Origin of the sequence: Streptomyces sp. NPDC048516 (genome assembly GCF_043199875.1) — a bacterium.
In the GTDB taxonomy this organism is placed as follows: Bacteria; Actinomycetota; Actinomycetes; order Streptomycetales; family Streptomycetaceae; genus Streptomyces.
This window is the reverse complement of sequence record NZ_JBICWS010000006.1, coordinates 301587-315993: the sequence shown is the minus strand read 5'-3', so window position 1 is coordinate 315993 and position 14407 is coordinate 301587. Positions and strand designations below refer to the sequence as shown.

Below are 14407 nucleotides of genomic sequence, written 5' to 3'. Positions count from 1 at the left end.
ACTGTGTGCAAGCACCCCATAACGCCGTGTTGAACAGAGAGTTGGGGCGGGTGCGGGGCGGTCGGGAGGCCGGTGGGCGGCGGTGGCCGTTCGGGGGTACGGCGAAGCCCCCCGCCCGGAGGGGGCGGGGGGCTCGGCGAGGTGAGGCGCGGGGGAGCCGGGGCTCAGAATTCGTAGTCGGCGATCACCCAGGTGGCGAATTCGCGCCACTGTGCGGCGGCCGCCTGGTGGGCCGGGTGCTCGATATAGCGCTTGAGGGCGTCGGTATCGGCCACGGCGGAGTTGATCGCGAAATCGTAGGCGATCGGGCGGTCGGTGATGTTCCAGGCGCACTCCCAGAACGTCAGTTCCGGAATTTCGCCCTCCAGCGCCTCGAAGGCGCGGACGCCGGCCCGCACCCGCTCCTCGTCGCGGGAGACACCTTCATTGAGCTTGAACAGGACCAGGTGGCGGATCACTGGGGCCTCCGTACGGCGGGCGGGGCGCAGCCGGTCCGGTGGGCCGGCCGGCCGGGGCTGGGGTGCCGGCCGATCGCGGGCCGGCCCCGTGCCTCGGGCGGCTCCAGGGCGCGCCGGTCGGGCCGGGCAGAGCCCTTATTTGATCAGCTGCGTCATGAACTCGCCGACGCCCTGGGCGGCGGACGAGATGCCCTCGAAGCCTATCTGCACCATTTCGGCGGCCCGCTGAGGGGAGGTGATGATCGTGTACAGCACGAAGACGATGACCATGTACAACGCGATCTTCTTCGCCTGCGCCATCAGTCCCGTCTCCCCTACGCAGTCCCCTACGGCAGTACCTGCACTTCCCGGCAGTCGGGCGAGTGTAACCACACGTGTTCGATCGCGGGAGTCGAGCCCACGGGTCCTCTGCAACCGCCCGCCGGCCGCACCCCGCACTGCGGCACTGATCCGGGCTTTATGGACCAAAGGCCTGTCAAAGGAGGGCTTTTGCCTGCCTGCTGGGACAAGTCCCTCACGGCACCATGAGTGAGGTGGCCCGGTGGATCTGGCAGGAACCCACGGGCCCGGGACCAGGGCCTCGCTGCGGGGTCCGCGCCCTCACCGCTCCCTTGGCGGCGGCGCGGACTCGGGGTCCGGTCCGCACCGGGGGAGCGGTTGTCCCTTACACCGCTCCCGCCCGGACAGGAGCCCCGCCTCCGAGCCGCCCCTGGATGCCACGGGGGGTCCCAGGACACGGCACGGCGGCGGGGCTCCGTCGCGCGTCTGCAACCGCACGCACAGCCCCCGCGTCTCCCACCTCGTACACCCGCGGACGAGTCGTAGGAGTCGTACGAGGTGTACGACCCGGCCACCCGCGGACGTCATGCGGCTCGGAGCGCCTGGTCGGCACGCGGCATACGGCATGCATCATGTACGCGACACAACGGAGCGCGGCAGCGCGCCGCGAGCCGCGGCGTCCGGCCGTGTGGACGACGAAAGGAACACAGGCTCCAACGATGAAGATCGACTGGGACCGGCGTACCTGCGCGCGCCGCGGGCACATCACCTACCTCCCGCACGAGGAACACCTCCGGGGCAAACTGCGCGCGGATACCGCTCTCGGTGAGGCCTGGCGCTGTCTGCGCTGCGGCGACTTCGCCCTCGGCGACCCGCACGGCTCCGGCCCGGCCGCAGATGCCCCGCTGGTCCCGCGGGGCAAGGTACTGCGCGATCTGTTCATCCTGCGGTTCCTGGCCGTCGAGCGTGCGGTGCGCGGTATGTTCATCGTGCTGGCCGCGGTCGGCGTATGGCAGTTCAGCAACCGCAAGGATGCCGTCCGCCGGTTCTTCGACGAGTACATCGCCGTGCTCCGCCCGGTGGCCCGGCACTTCCACTACGACCTGGACCACTCGCCGGTCGTCGGCACCATCCAGAAGACCTTCGGCTACCGCCACTCCACCTTGATGCTGGTGGCCGCGCTGCTGTTGCTGTACGCCCTGGTGGAGATCGTCGAGGGCGTCGGCCTCTGGCGTGCCAAGCGGTGGGCGGAGTACCTGACGGTGGTGGCGACGGCTGCCTTCCTGCCGCTGGAGATCTACGAGCTGACCGAGAAGGTCAGCTGGCTCAAGATCGCCACGCTGGTGATCAACATCCTGGCGGTGCTCTACATCCTGCTCACCAAGCGGCTCTTCGGGCTGCGCGGCGGCCGAGCGGCCTTCGACGAGGAGCGGCACAGCGCCTCTCTCCTGGAGGTCGAGACTTCCGCCGGAGTGTCCGTCACCGCCCATAATGGCTGAACGCTCGATCCAAGGGGGAAACGAAGCATGCCCATGAACTCCGTACCGCGCGAACCCGATTCGTCCTACACGGCAGCCCCGCCGGCTCCGGGGACCCGGTCGCCCCAGGCGCGGCGGCGGCCGGCCGTCGTGCTGGCGCTGCTGGTCGGCCTGCTGGCCGCGGCCGTCGCACCGGCCGCGGCGGCGGGTCGCGACGCGGTGAGCGACACCCGAGCGATGGCCACCGCGAGCGCCCCGGGCCGGAGCGCCGATGCCTCCCGGATCGCCGCCGCGCCCGCACGGTCCGCTGTCTACCGCCACCACAGCGCGCACCACGCGGCTCCGCTCAAGACGGTCTTCAAGTCCAAGAAGTCCAAGAAGTCCAAGACGTCGAAGTGGAAGTCGAAGGCGAAGAAGAAGGGCGGCTTCTTCAAGAAGCTCGGCATCTTCCTGATCGTGCTGTTCGTACTCTTCCTCGTCGTCGTGATCCTGGTGATCTGGCTGATCGTGCGCTTCTTCCGCCGCGCGGCGCGCAACCGGCGCAACGACTAGCCATTGCCTGTGGGCCGACGAGGCCTCGCGGCGCGTCCGTTCCGACGGGCGCGCCGCTTTTTGCTGTGCGCCACCTTGCTGTGCGCCACCTTGCCTCGGGCCGTCAGAATTCCGGCGATGCCGGGTTCCGCCCCGGCCGACTACAGCCCGTCCGGCCGCAACGGCCCTGGCTGACCGCATCCCCGGCCGGCTACAGCCCCGGCTGTGTCACTTGCCGCGGAGAAGGCCCAGAAATGTCTTCAGCGTCAGCCGAAGGGACTGGTTCTTCTGCTTGAGGATGCGGGCCTGTTCCTGTGCAAGGTCACCTGAACGCAATGCTCCGGCGCGCTGCTCCATATACGCGGCGGGATCTGCTTGAAACTCCCCGATGCGCGGGTCTGTTTCTAAGGCCACGCCGTTCCAGACACCTGCAGTCGTACTCATGACTGAATCCCCCCAGGATTCTGCATCGAGTGTGCGTTTGTCGCGGCGGTCGGGCATAAGTTCCGTCCCTAACCCCCGAGGTGAACACCCGCCGTGAGCTGCCGATCCGTTTCACAGCGAGATCACTGCCACTGGCCACTCGCCTTGCGATCATGAGCGGCCCCCATCCCGACGTGCACCCACCGTAACGTCGAGCACATCGCCCTTATCCGGCGTCACACACTAGCCCAGGGGTACCCGAACCAACCCCGGGATAAACGAATTTCGCCCGATGAGACTACTCTGTGTGTATCGTGCGTGACAGCGCAAGCAGCCTGGGGTTGGGGACAGGGGAGGGGTTGCACATGGGGTGGGGTGCGTTTTCCGCCGGTGCGCTGGCGGTCCTGGCGTATGTGGCTCAAATGGTCATCGGGCTGGACATGGCCACGTGGCTGTTCTGGGTGATCACGGGGGTCGGGAGTGTGGCCACGGTGGCCACGGTCTGGCTGGCCAGCCGTCGGGTCACCACGGCGAACGAAGCCGCGAAGGCGGCGACGAAGAACCAGCGGCGGGCTTTCGAAGATGTGCTCGTTCCACTTGCGTCCAACCTCGGTCAGATTGTTTCGAGTCCGACAAAGGCTGAACGAAATGCACTGCAGCAGCAAACAAAGCAGGCCATCGTCTCGCTCACTGCTTCACTGATCGGCCCTCAGGACGTACGGGCCTGTTTTCTGGAGCAGGTTCCCGGTATGCCGGCCGGGCAGCGCGAGGTGAAATGCCGTAACAGTCTCTGGTCGGGCCGGAATGTGGCACCCGTGACGACATTCCGGGAGACGGACCTCCGCGGCAAGGAACTCTTGAAGCTGCTCGACGACGGCACCAGCACGTTCGTGGAAAATGTGGATCTCTTACCCGACGCGTTAAAGCCCGACAGTGACAGCTACAAGACCTATATCGCCTGTGCCGTGACGGCGGGCGATGAATCCTTCGGAGTTCTGGCCGTCGATGGTCTCCGGCCGGGGGATCTGCACCAGGACGACGTGACCATGGTCGGAGTATTCGCCCGCATGCTGGGCGTCGCCCTGGCCGTGAAGAAGTAACCGGCTTCGCGGGGCGGTATCAGCTCCTCGCGGCGGTAACCGGCTGCGCGCCGGAAGCTGTGCCCGCGGAGGTAGCCGGGTCATGGCCGGCGTGGCCGCCCGCGCCGAGGGCCGGACCGTGGCGAGGGTCCCCACACCCGCCGCGGCATCCGCACCGGCCCCGCCGCGGGCCGGGCCCCGGACATGACGAGCGCCCCGGACACGACGAGGGCCCCGATCCGTAAAGATCGGGGCCCTCGTCCTCTGAGCGGTAGCGGTGGGATTTGAACCCACGGAGGAGTTGCCCCCTCACGCGCTTTCGAGGCGCGCTCCTTCGGCCGCTCGGACACGCTACCGAGAGAGAGCTTAGCCCAAGGGGGGCCGTGCGCCGAAATCGGATTCCGGAGAGGGGCCGGCGCGGGGCGCAACGCCGGTCAGCGGTCCCGGAAGAAGTCGGTCAGCAGGGCCGCGCAATCGGCTTCGAGGACGCCGGTGATGACCTCGGGGCGGTGGTTGAGACGCCGGTCACGGATGACGTCCCACAGGGAGCCGGCCGCGCCGGCCTTGGCGTCCCGTGCGCCGTAGACGACGCGGTCGACCCGGGAGAGCACGATCGCGCCGGCGCACATCGTGCACGGTTCCAGGGTGACGACGAGCGTGCAGTCCGTCAGCCGCCACTCGCCGGCCCGTCGCCCGCCGGCATGCGCGCCGGCATCGTGCGCCAGGTCCGTCCGGCGGGCACCCGGGGGCGATGCCTGCTCCCGCAGGGTCCGGGCCGCTGCCCGCAGCGCCAGGATCTCGGCGTGGGCGGTCGGATCGCCGGTGGCCTCCCGCTCGTTGTGGCCGGTGCCGAGGACCGTGCCGTCCGCGGACAGCACGACGGCGCCCACCGGGACATCACCGGTCCCGGGGGCGCGGGCGGCCTCGCCCAGCGCCTGCCGCATCGGTGCGATCCACGGATCGCGCAGCGGGTCGGGTGCGGGGGAGGGGGGAGAGGCGGATGGGGGGACGGTCATGTCCCCAGTGTCGGGGACGTGACCGGGGCGGGGCCGCCGGGCCCCGGGGCGAGAGCCCGGCCGGGACCGGCTCAGCGCACGGCTTCCAGGACCTCCGTGCAGCCCAGCGCGTCGGCGATGGTGCCCAGCGCGTCACCGTCGAGGGTCAGCAGTTCCTTCTCGCCGATGCCCAGGTCGGCCAGCAGGCCGGCATCGCCGAGCGGGCCGTGCGGCGGGCCGTCCGTGCCGTTCACCGCCTCCAGGGGGTCGTCGTCCTCCACGTTGTTGTCCGATTCGGGTTCGCCGTCCTCCGTGCCGTCCAGGTCGAGGCTGTCGAGGTCGTCGGCCGCGTCGTCCTCCTCACGGCCGAGCAGCTCGTCGGTCAGCATCGCGCCGTACGAGCTTCTGGCGGCAGCGGCGGCGTTGGAGAGGAAAACCCGTGGGTCGTCCTCGCCGTCCACCCGGACGACGCCGAACCAGGCGTCCTCCTGCTCGATGAAGGCCACCACCGTGTCGTCGTCGACGGCTGCCTCCCGGGCCAGATCGGCCAGATCGGCCAGCGTCTCCACATCGTCGAGCTCCGTATCGCTCGCTTCCCACCCGTCTTCGGTGCGCGCGAGCAGTGCGGCGAAGTACACCGTGACTCTCCCACTGGTCATAGGCGTGCCGGGTCGGGCGGGGCGGCGCTGCACGCCGTTGGTCCCGCCCCTTTCGGAATCGTGGCAGAAACAACGCGTTCGCGCGGGGTCTTCGACGCTGCGTCGTGCGGAGGTTGTGAGAGATGTCGCTCACGTGCCGCAGTACGGGCGGGGGCGAGGAGGTGGTTCGCTACCAGCGGAATGGGCTCCGCTACCAGCGGAATGTGCGCATCCGCAGGGCCTGGCGCATCCGTTCGGCCCGTACGCGGCGCGGCTGGACGCGGTTGCGCAGTTCCTTGGCCTCGTGCAGATCCCGCAGAAATTGTGCGCGGCGCCGTCGGCGCGCCGCCTGGGCCCCGGTGTCCGGGGCCGCGCCCTCGGTGCCGAGGACGGCGTCGGTCGGGTCATCGGTCCGCTTGTGGTCGGGCACGCGCACACCACCTCGGGCGAGGACTTCGCCCGACGGCAGGACGGCCGATCGGGCGTACGTGCCCACTTTCCCTCCTTTCGGTGGTTTGATGCCGACCACACTCCGATGTCGTGCGCGGCGGTCGGGTGCTGCACGGCGGGCGCCGCGGCCTTCCGGCTCGGTTAGTGTCGATGTCATGCGGATCCACGTCGTCGACCACCCGCTGGTGGCGCACAAACTCACCACGCTGCGCGACAAGCGCACCGACTCCCCCACCTTCCGGCGGCTCGCCGACGAGCTGGTCACCCTGCTCGCCTACGAGGCCACCCGTGATGTGCGCACCGAGCAGGTCGACATCGAGACACCGGTGACGGCGACCACCGGTGTGCGGCTGTCGCACCCGCGCCCCCTGGTCGTCCCGATCCTGCGCGCCGGTCTGGGCATGCTGGACGGCATGGTGCGGCTGCTGCCCACCGCCGAGGTCGGCTTCATGGGCATGGTCCGCAACGAGGAGACGTACGAGGCGCACACGTACGCCACGCGGATGCCCGATGACCTCTCGGGCCGTCAGGTGTACGTCGTCGACCCGATGCTCGCCACGGGCGGCACGCTGGTCGCGGCGATCCGTGAGCTGATCAAGCGCGGCGCGGACGATGTCACCGCGATCTGCCTGCTGGCCGCGCCGGAGGGCGTCGCCGTCATGGAGAAGGAGCTGGCCGGCACGCCGGTGACGGTGGTCACCGCGGCGGTCGACGAGCGGCTGAACGAGGACCGCTACATCGTGCCGGGCCTCGGCGACGCGGGGGACCGGATGTACGGCACGGCCGGCTGAACGAGCTACCGCTTTCCTGCCTGATCATTGACCGGGCCCCGCACCACGGGTGGGTGCGGGGCCCGTGCGCATGCGGTCAGCACTTGGCGTCGGCGGCGGGGGCCGGGGACGGGTGGGTCAGCAGGGCCAGGGACTTCGCGGCGTTCTGCTGGGTGGTCAGGTTCTTGAAGGTGTCACCGATGATCAGATCGAGGTCGGTGCCCTTGCGGCCGTCGGTCTTCAGCTGCGCGCCGGTGAGCTGGGTGGCCAGAACCTTCAGCGGGCCGTCGGCTGCCTCGGGACCGAGCAGTATCCCGGAGCCCTTGACCTTCTTGTCGTAGGCGGCAGGGGCGTTGCCCACCTCACCGATTTTGAAGCCGCGCTTGCGGAGCTCGTCGGCGGTGCGCTTGGCGAGTCCGGAGCGCGGGGTCGCGTTGAAGACGTTGACGGTCAGCGAGCCGGGCGCGGGCAGTTTTTGTGCGGCGGTCCTGGCCTGCGCGGTGTCCGTCTTGCCGTGGTCTCGGCAGTGCGCCGTGCCCTGGGAGGCCTGGGCGGCATTGCCACGGCCGCCGAAGACGTCGATGAGCTGCAGGGTCCCCCAGCCGGCCAGACCGAGGGCGCAGGCCGTGGCGACGACGCTGAGGACGATCCGGCGGCGGTGGCGTGGACGGCGCATCCGCGGATACCTGTCGCCCGTGATGCGGTACTTCTTACCGCCCATCCCTGGGGGCGTCAGCATGCTCATGGGCGCAGCGTAGTGCGGGAGCCACGCCGTGCCTACTAGATGATCAACGCGTCGTGCGAGAGCCAACCCAAAAGGGTCAATACGGGCAGGGTGGGTTGGGCGGTGACGGGCGGTAAAGGGGGTTTTCCGGCCAGTTGGTCAGTTGGCCGGGGAGGCGGCGCGTCAGCCCAGTTCGAGCACGCGGGCGTGCAGCACCTGGCGCTGCTGAAGGGCCGCGCGTACCGCGCGGTGCAGCCCGTCCTCCAGATAGAGGTCGCCCTCCCACTTCACGACGTGCGCGAAGAGGTCGCCGTAGAACGTCGAGTCCTCGGCGAGCAGCGTTTCGAGATCGAGCTGCTGCTTGGTCGTCACCAACTGGTCGAGGCGTACCGGGCGCGGGGCGACGTCCGCCCACTGGCGGGTGCTCTCCCGGCCGTGGTCCGGGTACGGCCGGCCGTTTCCGATGCGCTTGAAGATCACACGGAAAGCCTACCGGGCGAGCGGCACCGGGCGCAGCCATGCCGCAGCAACGCAAAAGGATCATTGGCGGCAAATTTGGATCATTGGGGAGGGGTGGGCCGGAGGATATGGCTGGATGCGACCCGAACGGGCTACCGCGCGGCGTGTCCCGGAGGGTGCGGGGAGCTCCCTGCCGGCCGCGGTCCGGACCCGGACCGTCACCACTTCCGGGCGGCGTCCAGGCAGGGTTGCCAGTAGGTGACCCTGGCGGTGTGCGGGTCGACGTGGACGGGGGCGCGGCCGTCCAGGCCGACCTGAGTGGGCGTGGCGCGGGCGGCCAGTGCGACGCCGAACTGGGAGATTTTCCGGCCGCGGTGGCCTGTGCCGCCCGGCCTGCCGGCGGCGGAGGTGGTGATCGTGGCGTACGCCGTGTCGTTGGGCGCCAGGGAGACCACGTGGAGCGGCCGGCTCGCCCCGATCGCGGGGAGGGCGGGCTGCCGGTCGTTGCCGAACCGCAGCAGCGGATAGCGCTGGGCGGCGAAGTCGCAGGTCCGGCGGGAGAAGTTGGTGACCGTCAGCAGCATCCGGCGCTCCCGTCGCGGCAGGGCGCCGGCGTGAAATCTGAGCATCTCGGGGGTGCAGGCGACCCGGCCGCCCCGGCCCCGGGGCGGGTTGCCGTCGTCCGGGACGGGCGGGGCGGGGGCCGGCGAGACGGCCGTCACGGAGCTGTCGCCCCCCTTGCCCGGGGCGCCGTGGCAGCCGGTGGCCAGGGTCAGCGCGGCGGCGACGAGGAGACCTGCGGCAGCGGCGCGGCAGGTGGCGGCCCGGCAGGTGGTGGCGGTGAACGGCATAGGGAGCTCCCCCGGGACGGTGGCGTGTGCACGACCTTCGGCGCGGGTGCTGGTGATCCGCTAACGCACGGCTAACGGAAGCCAGGGGTTCCGGCCCCTTGGTCTGGCGGGGCGGTGTGCTTTGCCGGGTGGGGGAAGGCGGGGGTGTCCCGTCGGGCGGGAGAAGGCCGGGGGCGTCCCGTCGAGGGGAAGGGAGGGCGGGTGCCGGTCCGCGGACTGCTGTCCGCGGACGCCCGTTCGCGGTGCTCTCAACTGGGGGGCGGTGATGAGGAGGTGCCGCCTTTGCCGGGTACTACGTGGGTGTTGCCCCGTGGGGTGGGGGTGACCGACGGGGGTGTGGAGGGACCCACGGCGGTCCCCGAGGGGTCGCCGCCCGGCTCCTCCGTCGGCCGGGGCGTGGGGGTGTCCGAACGGGAAGGGCGCGGCGGCCGGGCCGGAATCCCGCCGGGCGTCCCCGAGCGGGAGGGGCCGGCCGTACGGGGCGGGGCCGGCGACGAGCGGTTCGGGGACGGGGCGGGGGACGGTCCCGTACGGGACGGGGACGGCGTCGGGCCGACGGGGCTGGGCGGGGTCGCGGGCAGGGGCCGGTCCGAGGAGCCGGGGGAGGTCGCCAGAAAGCCGATCACGACGGCGGCGGTAGCGGCGGCCGCGGCCAGCGGCAGCCCGAAGCGGCGCAGACGGCGCAGCCACGGCCGCATCGGGCCGGGCAGCCGGCCGCGGCGGGTGTGCGGGCCCGGGGGCGCGGCCGGCCGCAGGTCCCTCAGGGAGATGCTCTCGGCGCGCGCGGCGAAGGCCCCGCGCAGCCGGTCTTCCACGGGGCGCCCGGACGCGGCACCCTCGGGGCCGGGGCCGTTCATGACCGCTCTTCCAAGATCTTCTCCAGCGAGTTCAGTGCGCGGCTGGCGATCGACTTCACCGCGCCGCGGCTGATGCCCAGCGTCGCCGCGATCTGTGCCTCTGTCAGGTCGCCCCAGTAGCGCAGGACGAGTACTTCCCGGCGGCGGGCGGTCAGCCCGCTCAGCGCGGCGAACACCTCGCGGTGCTCCTCGTCCAGCACGATCCGCTCCTCGGCGGACGGCGCGTCCGCCTCGTGCGGCGGGGTGTAGCCGCGTGCGGTGCGCCGGCGCCGCAGCACCGAGCGGGCGGCGTTGACGACCGCGGTGCGCAGATAGGCGAGCGCATTGCCGACCTCGCCGAGCTGTTCGCCGTGCCGCTTGTAGAGCGCGGCGAACGCGTCCTGGACGACGTCCTCGGCGGTGGCGCGGTCGTCGACGAGCAGCACGGCCAGCCGGACCATGGTCAGCCGGTGGGCGTGGTAGAGCTCGCTGATCGTCGGCTGTGGTTCGGGGGGCTCAGGGGCGGCCTCGCCCGGCAACCAGTCCTCGGAACCTGCCGGTTGGCCGTACGCGGGACGGCGGGCCGGGTGGCCGGGGAGCGGTGTTTCGCGGCGGGCGGCCGCCGGGCGGGCGGTGCGCAGCAGCCACCGCCACAGGGCAGGCCGGGGCCCCGGCAGGGCGAACCGTACCGGGGCGTAGCGCGGGCCGGCGGAGTACTCCATCGATTCCTCGGGGGGAGGCGGGGCGGCCTGGCGGGGTGGCTCAGCCGCGCCGGCGGCGGACCGCGTAGACGGTGCCGCCACCCACGGCGATCAGGGCCGCGGCGGCGCCGCCGAGCGCCATGGTGGTCGTGGAGGAGGCCCCGGTGCGGGCGAGTTCCTTCTCGCTCCCGGATCCCTTGGCGGGGGCGGGGCGGGGGGACGGTCCGGTGCTCCCGTCGCCGCGGGTGCTGGGCGGGGTCGGCGAGACGCTGGGGCGGGGCCCGGCCGTGCCGTGCGGCGGCGCCGGCCGGCTGGGCGAGGCGGAGGAGGGGGGCGTACTGGGGGCGCTGGGCCGGGGGGTGGGCACCGAGGAGACGCCGACGGCCGGTCCGGGCGTGGGCCGGGTGCCGGCCCCGGCCGGTCGCGGGGCGGGTGCCTGGGCCGCGGCGCCGGTGTGCGGACGCGGCTGCGGTGCCCGGTCGTCGGCCTGCGCGGTACCGGTCACGGACAGTGCGGCCAGCGCGAGCGCCGCGACCAGCCCGGCGCCTACCGCACCGCGCGGACGGGGGCGGGTGGCGTACGGCTGGAAACCGGCGGAGGCGCGGGAGGTACGGATGGTGCGGGAAATGCGGGAGGTGCGGCTGGACTTCACGGACTTCACGGTCGGCTGCTCCACGTTCGTCGACGGGACGGCGCCTGAAGGCGCCCTCACCCGTGACGACGTGCGACGGGGACGGGGGTTGCCGGGCGGTGCGGAAAATCTTCGGCGGCCCCGCTCCCGTCCGCCGGATGCCCTCGGCCCACGGCCGGGCAGCCGCATCTGCACCGCCTGTCCCGGCCGCCCGGCTCAGCCGCGCCGTACGGGATCAACCGGGAGCTCAGCAAGCCCGGTTGGCTTGCGCTGTGTCCTTCTCCTGTTCGTGGCGTTCCCGGTCCCGTGGACCGCCCGGGCCGGGACGAACAGGGCCTTGTCGATGACCTCCATGACGGGGAGTCCGGTGAGGACGGGTTCACCGCTGAGCGGCCGGCATGTCGGCCGGCTCAGCCTGCCCGCTCAGGGGAGACGGGAGGGAGCCGATGCCTCGGCCATGCGGTCACCGGAGCCGGCAGCCTCGTGGGGAGGCACCGCAGGCGCACGCCCGGGGCGGTCTGTGGCAGACCGCCCCGGGCGTGCGCGCCGCTGCCCGGAGCCGGGCGGAAGGCGCTCGTGCATCAGCGGGATCAGAGGGACCCCATGGCTCCGATGGCTCGGATGGTTCAGATCGTCGAGGTGTCGATCACGAAGCGGTAGCGGACATCGCTTGCCAGAACGCGTTCGTACGCCTCGTTGATCTGCTCCGCGCTGATCACTTCGATGTCCGAGGCCAGCCCGTGCTCACCGCAGAAGTCGAGCATTTCCTGCGTCTCCGGGATGCCGCCGATCAGCGAGCCGGCGATCGAGCGGCGTCGCGTGAGCAGGGCGAACGGTGCGACGGGCAGCGGGTTCTCCGGGGCGCCGAGCTGGACCAGGGTGCCGTCGGTGCGCAGCAGGCCGAGGTAGGCGTTCAGGTCCAGGTCGGCGGAGACGGTGTTGACGATCAGGTCGAAGCTCTCGGCCAGCTCCTCGAACGTGGCCGGGTCGGAGGTGGCGTAGTAGTGGTCGGCGCCCAGTCGCAGGCCGTCGTCCTTCTTGCGCAGCGACTGGCTCAGCACGGTGACCTCGGCGCCCATCGCATGCGCGATCTTCACGCCCATGTGGCCGAGGCCGCCCAGGCCGACGATGGCCACCCTCTTGCCGGGGCCGGCCTGCCAGTGGGCGAGCGGCGAGTAGAGGGTGATGCCGGCGCACAGCAGCGGGGCCGCGGCGTCCAGCGGGATGCTCTCGGGGATGCGCAGGGCGTAGTTCTCGTCGACGACGAGGTGGGTGGAGTAGCCGCCGTGGGTGGTCTCGCCGTCCCGGCCGGTCGCGTTGTACGTGCCGACGTTGCCGAGCTCGCCGGTGCAGTACTGCTGCAGGCCGGCCCGGCAGTTCTCGCACTCCCGGCAGGAGTCGACGAAGCAGCCGACGCCGACCCGGTCGCCCGCCGTGTAGCGGGTGACCTCGGTGCCGACCTCGGCGACCACGCCGGCGATCTCATGGCCGGGGACGATCGGGAAGGCCCCGCCGTCGCCCCACTCGGCGCGCACGGTGTGGATGTCGGAGTGGCAGATACCGGCGTACTTGATGTCGATCAGGATGTCGTGGGCACCCAGCTCGCGGCGCGGAATCGTGGTCCGCTCCAGCGGTGCTTTCGGGGCGGGTGCGGCGTACGCGAAGACAGAGGTGTGGGTCATGCCACCGACGATGCGATGTTGCGCCTGCCGTAACCAGTGCACTCTTGAACGTATGCATGGCGTGCCTAGTACTGATGGAACCACCCTCCGGCCCGGTCCGCGGTCGCAGAATGCGGTGATGGACCCACGGAAGGAATTGAGTGAGTTCCTGCGCTCCCGGCGCGCCCGGCTGCGGCCGCAGGACGTCGGGCTGCCGCAGTACGGCGGGCGGCGCCGGGTGCCGGGGCTGCGCCGGGAGGAGCTGGCGCAGCTCGCCGGGGTGAGTGTGGCGTACTACATCCGCCTCGAACAGGGCCGCGGCCGCAATGTCTCCTCCGCCGTACTGGACGCCATCGCCACCGCCTTGCGGCTGACCCCCACCGAGCGCGATCACCTCACCCATCTCGTCCGTCCGGTCTCCCGCCGGGTCCGCCCGGCCGCCCTCCCGCAAAGGGTGCGCCCCGCGCTGCAGCAGCTGATCGACACGATGGAGCACGTCCCCGCCTATGTGATCGGCCGGCGGCTGGACATCATCGGCTGGAACCGGCTCGCCTGCGCGCTGCTGGGCGACTTCGCCGCGCTGCCGCCCGAGCGCCGCAACTTGGCCTGGCAGGTGTTCCTGGATCCGGCCGCGCGCGAGCTCTACGAGGACTGGGACGCCAAGGCCACCGCTGTGGTCGGCTATCTGCGGCGCGATGCCGGCCGTAATCCGGATGACCCCGAAATGGCCTCGCTGATCGGCAGGCTCTCGCTCGGGAGCGCGGAATTCCGCCAGTTGTGGGCCGCCCACGACGTGCAGGACAAGGGCTTCGGCAGCAAGGTCCTGCACCATCCGCTGGCCGGCCGGCTGACCCTGGCGTACGAGACCCTGACCCTGCCCGCCGACCCCGACCAGCAGATGATCACCTACCACGCCGAACCGGGGTCGCGGTCTGCCGAAGCGCTCCGGATGCTGACGTCAGATCAGGAGAAGACCACCGAACGGACCTTCAGCTGATCCGAGGCGTGACCGCCGTTCGGCCGGAGGCTGAAGTGGTCGCCCGTGCAGTCGGAACCCGTGAAGACCGTGGCGACGGACGAGGTGTAGTTCTTCGGGGTGTGGGCGGGCTGGACGGCGGGGTCGGTCACCTCGGGGAGGGCGAGGCACGCCCGGCTCGGCGGGTCGGCGAGCAGGCCCACGTGCGGGGTGCCGGTCGAGTCGGTGTACACGTAGGTGAAGGGGCCGGTGGCCGCTCCGGCCGAGGCGGTGGGCAGGGCCAGGGCGAGCGCGAGGGCGCCGACGGCGGTGGCGACGGTGTGGCGAAGACGCATGGGGATATTTCCTTCCATTCCTTTTCTTTGTGGAATGTCTGATTCCCGGGCGCGCACCGGCTGATGTCCGTAGTCACACGAAGGAGTTCCGGGCGGACGGCGTCCCGGGCCCTGTCTTCCGGGTCCCGTCGT

At 71.4% G+C, this 14407-nt stretch carries 19 protein-coding genes and 1 tRNA gene; 5 read left to right on the top strand and 15 right to left on the bottom strand.

The genetic code is table 11. The annotated features are described in order from the left end of the window. Positions 1–164: 164 nt before the first annotated feature. Together ACGFR7_RS15185 and ACGFR7_RS15180 are read right to left on the bottom strand one after the other, a co-directional pair. Positions 165–458 carry a Dabb family protein gene (locus ACGFR7_RS15185; protein WP_393318272.1) on the bottom strand — a complete coding sequence of 98 codons (294 nt, stop codon included), beginning with the start codon at positions 456–458 and terminating at the stop codon, positions 165–167. Positions 459–593: 135 nt separating this feature from the next. Next, entirely contained in the window at positions 594–758 is a 165-nt protein-coding gene (locus ACGFR7_RS15180; protein ID WP_164993001.1) for a hypothetical protein, read from the bottom strand. A 698-nt stretch (positions 759–1456) separates the two neighbouring features. Between ACGFR7_RS15180 and ACGFR7_RS15175 the strand changes: the two genes are divergently transcribed. Both ACGFR7_RS15175 and ACGFR7_RS15170 read left to right on the top strand, forming a co-directional pair. Next, the gene (locus tag ACGFR7_RS15175) at positions 1457–2236 is read left to right on the top strand and encodes a DUF2127 domain-containing protein (protein ID WP_393318269.1); all 780 of its coding nucleotides are present in this window, start codon (positions 1457–1459) and stop codon (positions 2234–2236) included. A 27-nt stretch (positions 2237–2263) separates the two neighbouring features. Next, positions 2264–2767, top strand: coding sequence for a hypothetical protein (locus ACGFR7_RS15170; protein WP_393318266.1), 504 nt, complete (start codon positions 2264–2266; stop codon positions 2765–2767). Between the two features lie 207 nt (positions 2768–2974). Here ACGFR7_RS15170 and ACGFR7_RS15165 read toward each other — a convergent pair whose 3' ends face one another. Then, positions 2975–3190 (bottom strand): hypothetical protein, encoded by a 216-nt coding sequence (locus tag ACGFR7_RS15165; protein WP_129295175.1) that lies wholly within the window; start codon positions 3188–3190, stop codon positions 2975–2977. Between the two features lie 293 nt (positions 3191–3483). On the opposite strand from ACGFR7_RS15165, the gene ACGFR7_RS15160 reads away from it, so the two are divergent. Beyond that, positions 3484–4269: a hypothetical protein gene (locus ACGFR7_RS15160; RefSeq protein WP_393318263.1), complete on the top strand. Its 786-nt coding sequence runs from the start codon at positions 3484–3486 to the stop codon at positions 4267–4269. Between the two features lie 248 nt (positions 4270–4517). Here the strand turns inward: ACGFR7_RS15160 and ACGFR7_RS15155 are convergent. From ACGFR7_RS15155 to ACGFR7_RS15140, 4 genes are all read right to left on the bottom strand, one after another. After that, positions 4518–4604: transfer RNA gene (locus tag ACGFR7_RS15155), tRNA-Ser, on the bottom strand. 78 nt (positions 4605–4682) lie between these two features. Further along, a complete protein-coding gene (locus ACGFR7_RS15150) occupies positions 4683–5264 on the bottom strand; it encodes a nucleoside deaminase (RefSeq protein WP_393318260.1) in 582 nt (193 codons plus the stop codon). A 71-nt stretch (positions 5265–5335) separates the two neighbouring features. Then, the gene (locus ACGFR7_RS15145) at positions 5336–5902 is read right to left on the bottom strand and encodes a hypothetical protein (protein WP_393318257.1); all 567 of its coding nucleotides are present in this window, start codon (positions 5900–5902) and stop codon (positions 5336–5338) included. A 190-nt stretch (positions 5903–6092) separates the two neighbouring features. After that, positions 6093–6311 (bottom strand): hypothetical protein, encoded by a 219-nt coding sequence (locus tag ACGFR7_RS15140; RefSeq protein WP_393318588.1) that lies wholly within the window; start codon positions 6309–6311, stop codon positions 6093–6095. 175 nt (positions 6312–6486) lie between these two features. On the opposite strand from ACGFR7_RS15140, the gene upp reads away from it, so the two are divergent. Then, positions 6487–7122, top strand: coding sequence for a uracil phosphoribosyltransferase (upp, locus tag ACGFR7_RS15135; protein ID WP_381059610.1), 636 nt, complete (start codon positions 6487–6489; stop codon positions 7120–7122). A gap of 76 nt (positions 7123–7198) precedes the next feature. Here upp and ACGFR7_RS15130 read toward each other — a convergent pair whose 3' ends face one another. The 7 genes from ACGFR7_RS15130 to ACGFR7_RS15100 form a co-directional block, all read right to left on the bottom strand. Next, complete coding sequence (locus ACGFR7_RS15130; protein WP_393318254.1) at positions 7199–7846, bottom strand: LytR C-terminal domain-containing protein; 648 nt, start codon at positions 7844–7846, stop codon at positions 7199–7201. A gap of 162 nt (positions 7847–8008) precedes the next feature. Next, positions 8009–8305: a type II toxin-antitoxin system VapB family antitoxin gene (locus ACGFR7_RS15125; RefSeq protein WP_030084955.1), complete on the bottom strand. Its 297-nt coding sequence runs from the start codon at positions 8303–8305 to the stop codon at positions 8009–8011. 197 nt (positions 8306–8502) lie between these two features. Beyond that, positions 8503–9135, bottom strand: coding sequence for a DUF4232 domain-containing protein (locus ACGFR7_RS15120; RefSeq protein ID WP_393318250.1), 633 nt, complete (start codon positions 9133–9135; stop codon positions 8503–8505). A gap of 248 nt (positions 9136–9383) precedes the next feature. Beyond that, positions 9384–9992, bottom strand: coding sequence for a hypothetical protein (locus ACGFR7_RS15115; protein WP_393318247.1), 609 nt, complete (start codon positions 9990–9992; stop codon positions 9384–9386). Beyond that, positions 9989–10693 carry an RNA polymerase sigma factor gene (locus ACGFR7_RS15110; protein ID WP_393318245.1) on the bottom strand — a complete coding sequence of 235 codons (705 nt, stop codon included), beginning with the start codon at positions 10691–10693 and terminating at the stop codon, positions 9989–9991. Before ACGFR7_RS15110 ends, ACGFR7_RS15115 begins: the two co-directional genes overlap by 4 nt. Before the next feature lie 40 nt (positions 10694–10733). Next, positions 10734–11348: an LPXTG cell wall anchor domain-containing protein gene (locus tag ACGFR7_RS15105; RefSeq protein ID WP_393318242.1), complete on the bottom strand. Its 615-nt coding sequence runs from the start codon at positions 11346–11348 to the stop codon at positions 10734–10736. 581 nt (positions 11349–11929) lie between these two features. Next, complete coding sequence (locus ACGFR7_RS15100; protein ID WP_393318240.1) at positions 11930–12985, bottom strand: NAD(P)-dependent alcohol dehydrogenase; 1056 nt, start codon at positions 12983–12985, stop codon at positions 11930–11932. Between the two features lie 118 nt (positions 12986–13103). Between ACGFR7_RS15100 and ACGFR7_RS15095 the strand changes: the two genes are divergently transcribed. After that, positions 13104–13961, top strand: a complete 858-nt coding sequence (locus tag ACGFR7_RS15095) for a helix-turn-helix domain-containing protein (RefSeq protein WP_393318237.1) — start codon at positions 13104–13106, stop codon at positions 13959–13961. Here the strand turns inward: ACGFR7_RS15095 and ACGFR7_RS15090 are convergent. Then, complete coding sequence (locus ACGFR7_RS15090; RefSeq protein ID WP_393318234.1) at positions 13928–14275, bottom strand: hypothetical protein; 348 nt, start codon at positions 14273–14275, stop codon at positions 13928–13930. The two genes, ACGFR7_RS15095 and ACGFR7_RS15090, sit on opposite strands and share 34 nt — an antisense overlap. Positions 14276–14407 lie beyond the last annotated feature (132 nt).

What these genes read in the sequence shown, in the direction of transcription:
- ACGFR7_RS15180 (WP_164993001.1), bottom strand. Translation starts at nt 758, where the DNA reads ATGGCGCAGGCGAAGAAGATCGCGTTGTACATGGTCATCGTCTTCGTG.
- ACGFR7_RS15175 (WP_393318269.1), top strand. Translation starts at nt 1,457, where the DNA reads ATGAAGATCGACTGGGACCGGCGTACCTGCGCGCGCCGCGGGCACATC.
- ACGFR7_RS15170 (WP_393318266.1), top strand. Translation starts at nt 2,264, where the DNA reads ATGCCCATGAACTCCGTACCGCGCGAACCCGATTCGTCCTACACGGCA.
- ACGFR7_RS15165 (WP_129295175.1), bottom strand. Translation starts at nt 3,190, where the DNA reads ATGAGTACGACTGCAGGTGTCTGGAACGGCGTGGCCTTAGAAACAGAC.
- ACGFR7_RS15150 (WP_393318260.1), bottom strand. Translation starts at nt 5,264, where the DNA reads ATGACCGTCCCCCCATCCGCCTCTCCCCCCTCCCCCGCACCCGACCCG.
- ACGFR7_RS15145 (WP_393318257.1), bottom strand. Translation starts at nt 5,902, where the DNA reads ATGACCAGTGGGAGAGTCACGGTGTACTTCGCCGCACTGCTCGCGCGC.
- upp (WP_381059610.1), top strand. Translation starts at nt 6,487, where the DNA reads ATGCGGATCCACGTCGTCGACCACCCGCTGGTGGCGCACAAACTCACC.
- ACGFR7_RS15130 (WP_393318254.1), bottom strand. Translation starts at nt 7,846, where the DNA reads ATGAGCATGCTGACGCCCCCAGGGATGGGCGGTAAGAAGTACCGCATC.
- ACGFR7_RS15120 (WP_393318250.1), bottom strand. Translation starts at nt 9,135, where the DNA reads ATGCCGTTCACCGCCACCACCTGCCGGGCCGCCACCTGCCGCGCCGCT.
- ACGFR7_RS15115 (WP_393318247.1), bottom strand. Translation starts at nt 9,992, where the DNA reads ATGAACGGCCCCGGCCCCGAGGGTGCCGCGTCCGGGCGCCCCGTGGAA.
- ACGFR7_RS15110 (WP_393318245.1), bottom strand. Translation starts at nt 10,693, where the DNA reads ATGGAGTACTCCGCCGGCCCGCGCTACGCCCCGGTACGGTTCGCCCTG.
- ACGFR7_RS15100 (WP_393318240.1), bottom strand. Translation starts at nt 12,985, where the DNA reads ATGACCCACACCTCTGTCTTCGCGTACGCCGCACCCGCCCCGAAAGCA.
- ACGFR7_RS15095 (WP_393318237.1), top strand. Translation starts at nt 13,104, where the DNA reads ATGGACCCACGGAAGGAATTGAGTGAGTTCCTGCGCTCCCGGCGCGCC.
- ACGFR7_RS15090 (WP_393318234.1), bottom strand. Translation starts at nt 14,275, where the DNA reads ATGCGTCTTCGCCACACCGTCGCCACCGCCGTCGGCGCCCTCGCGCTC.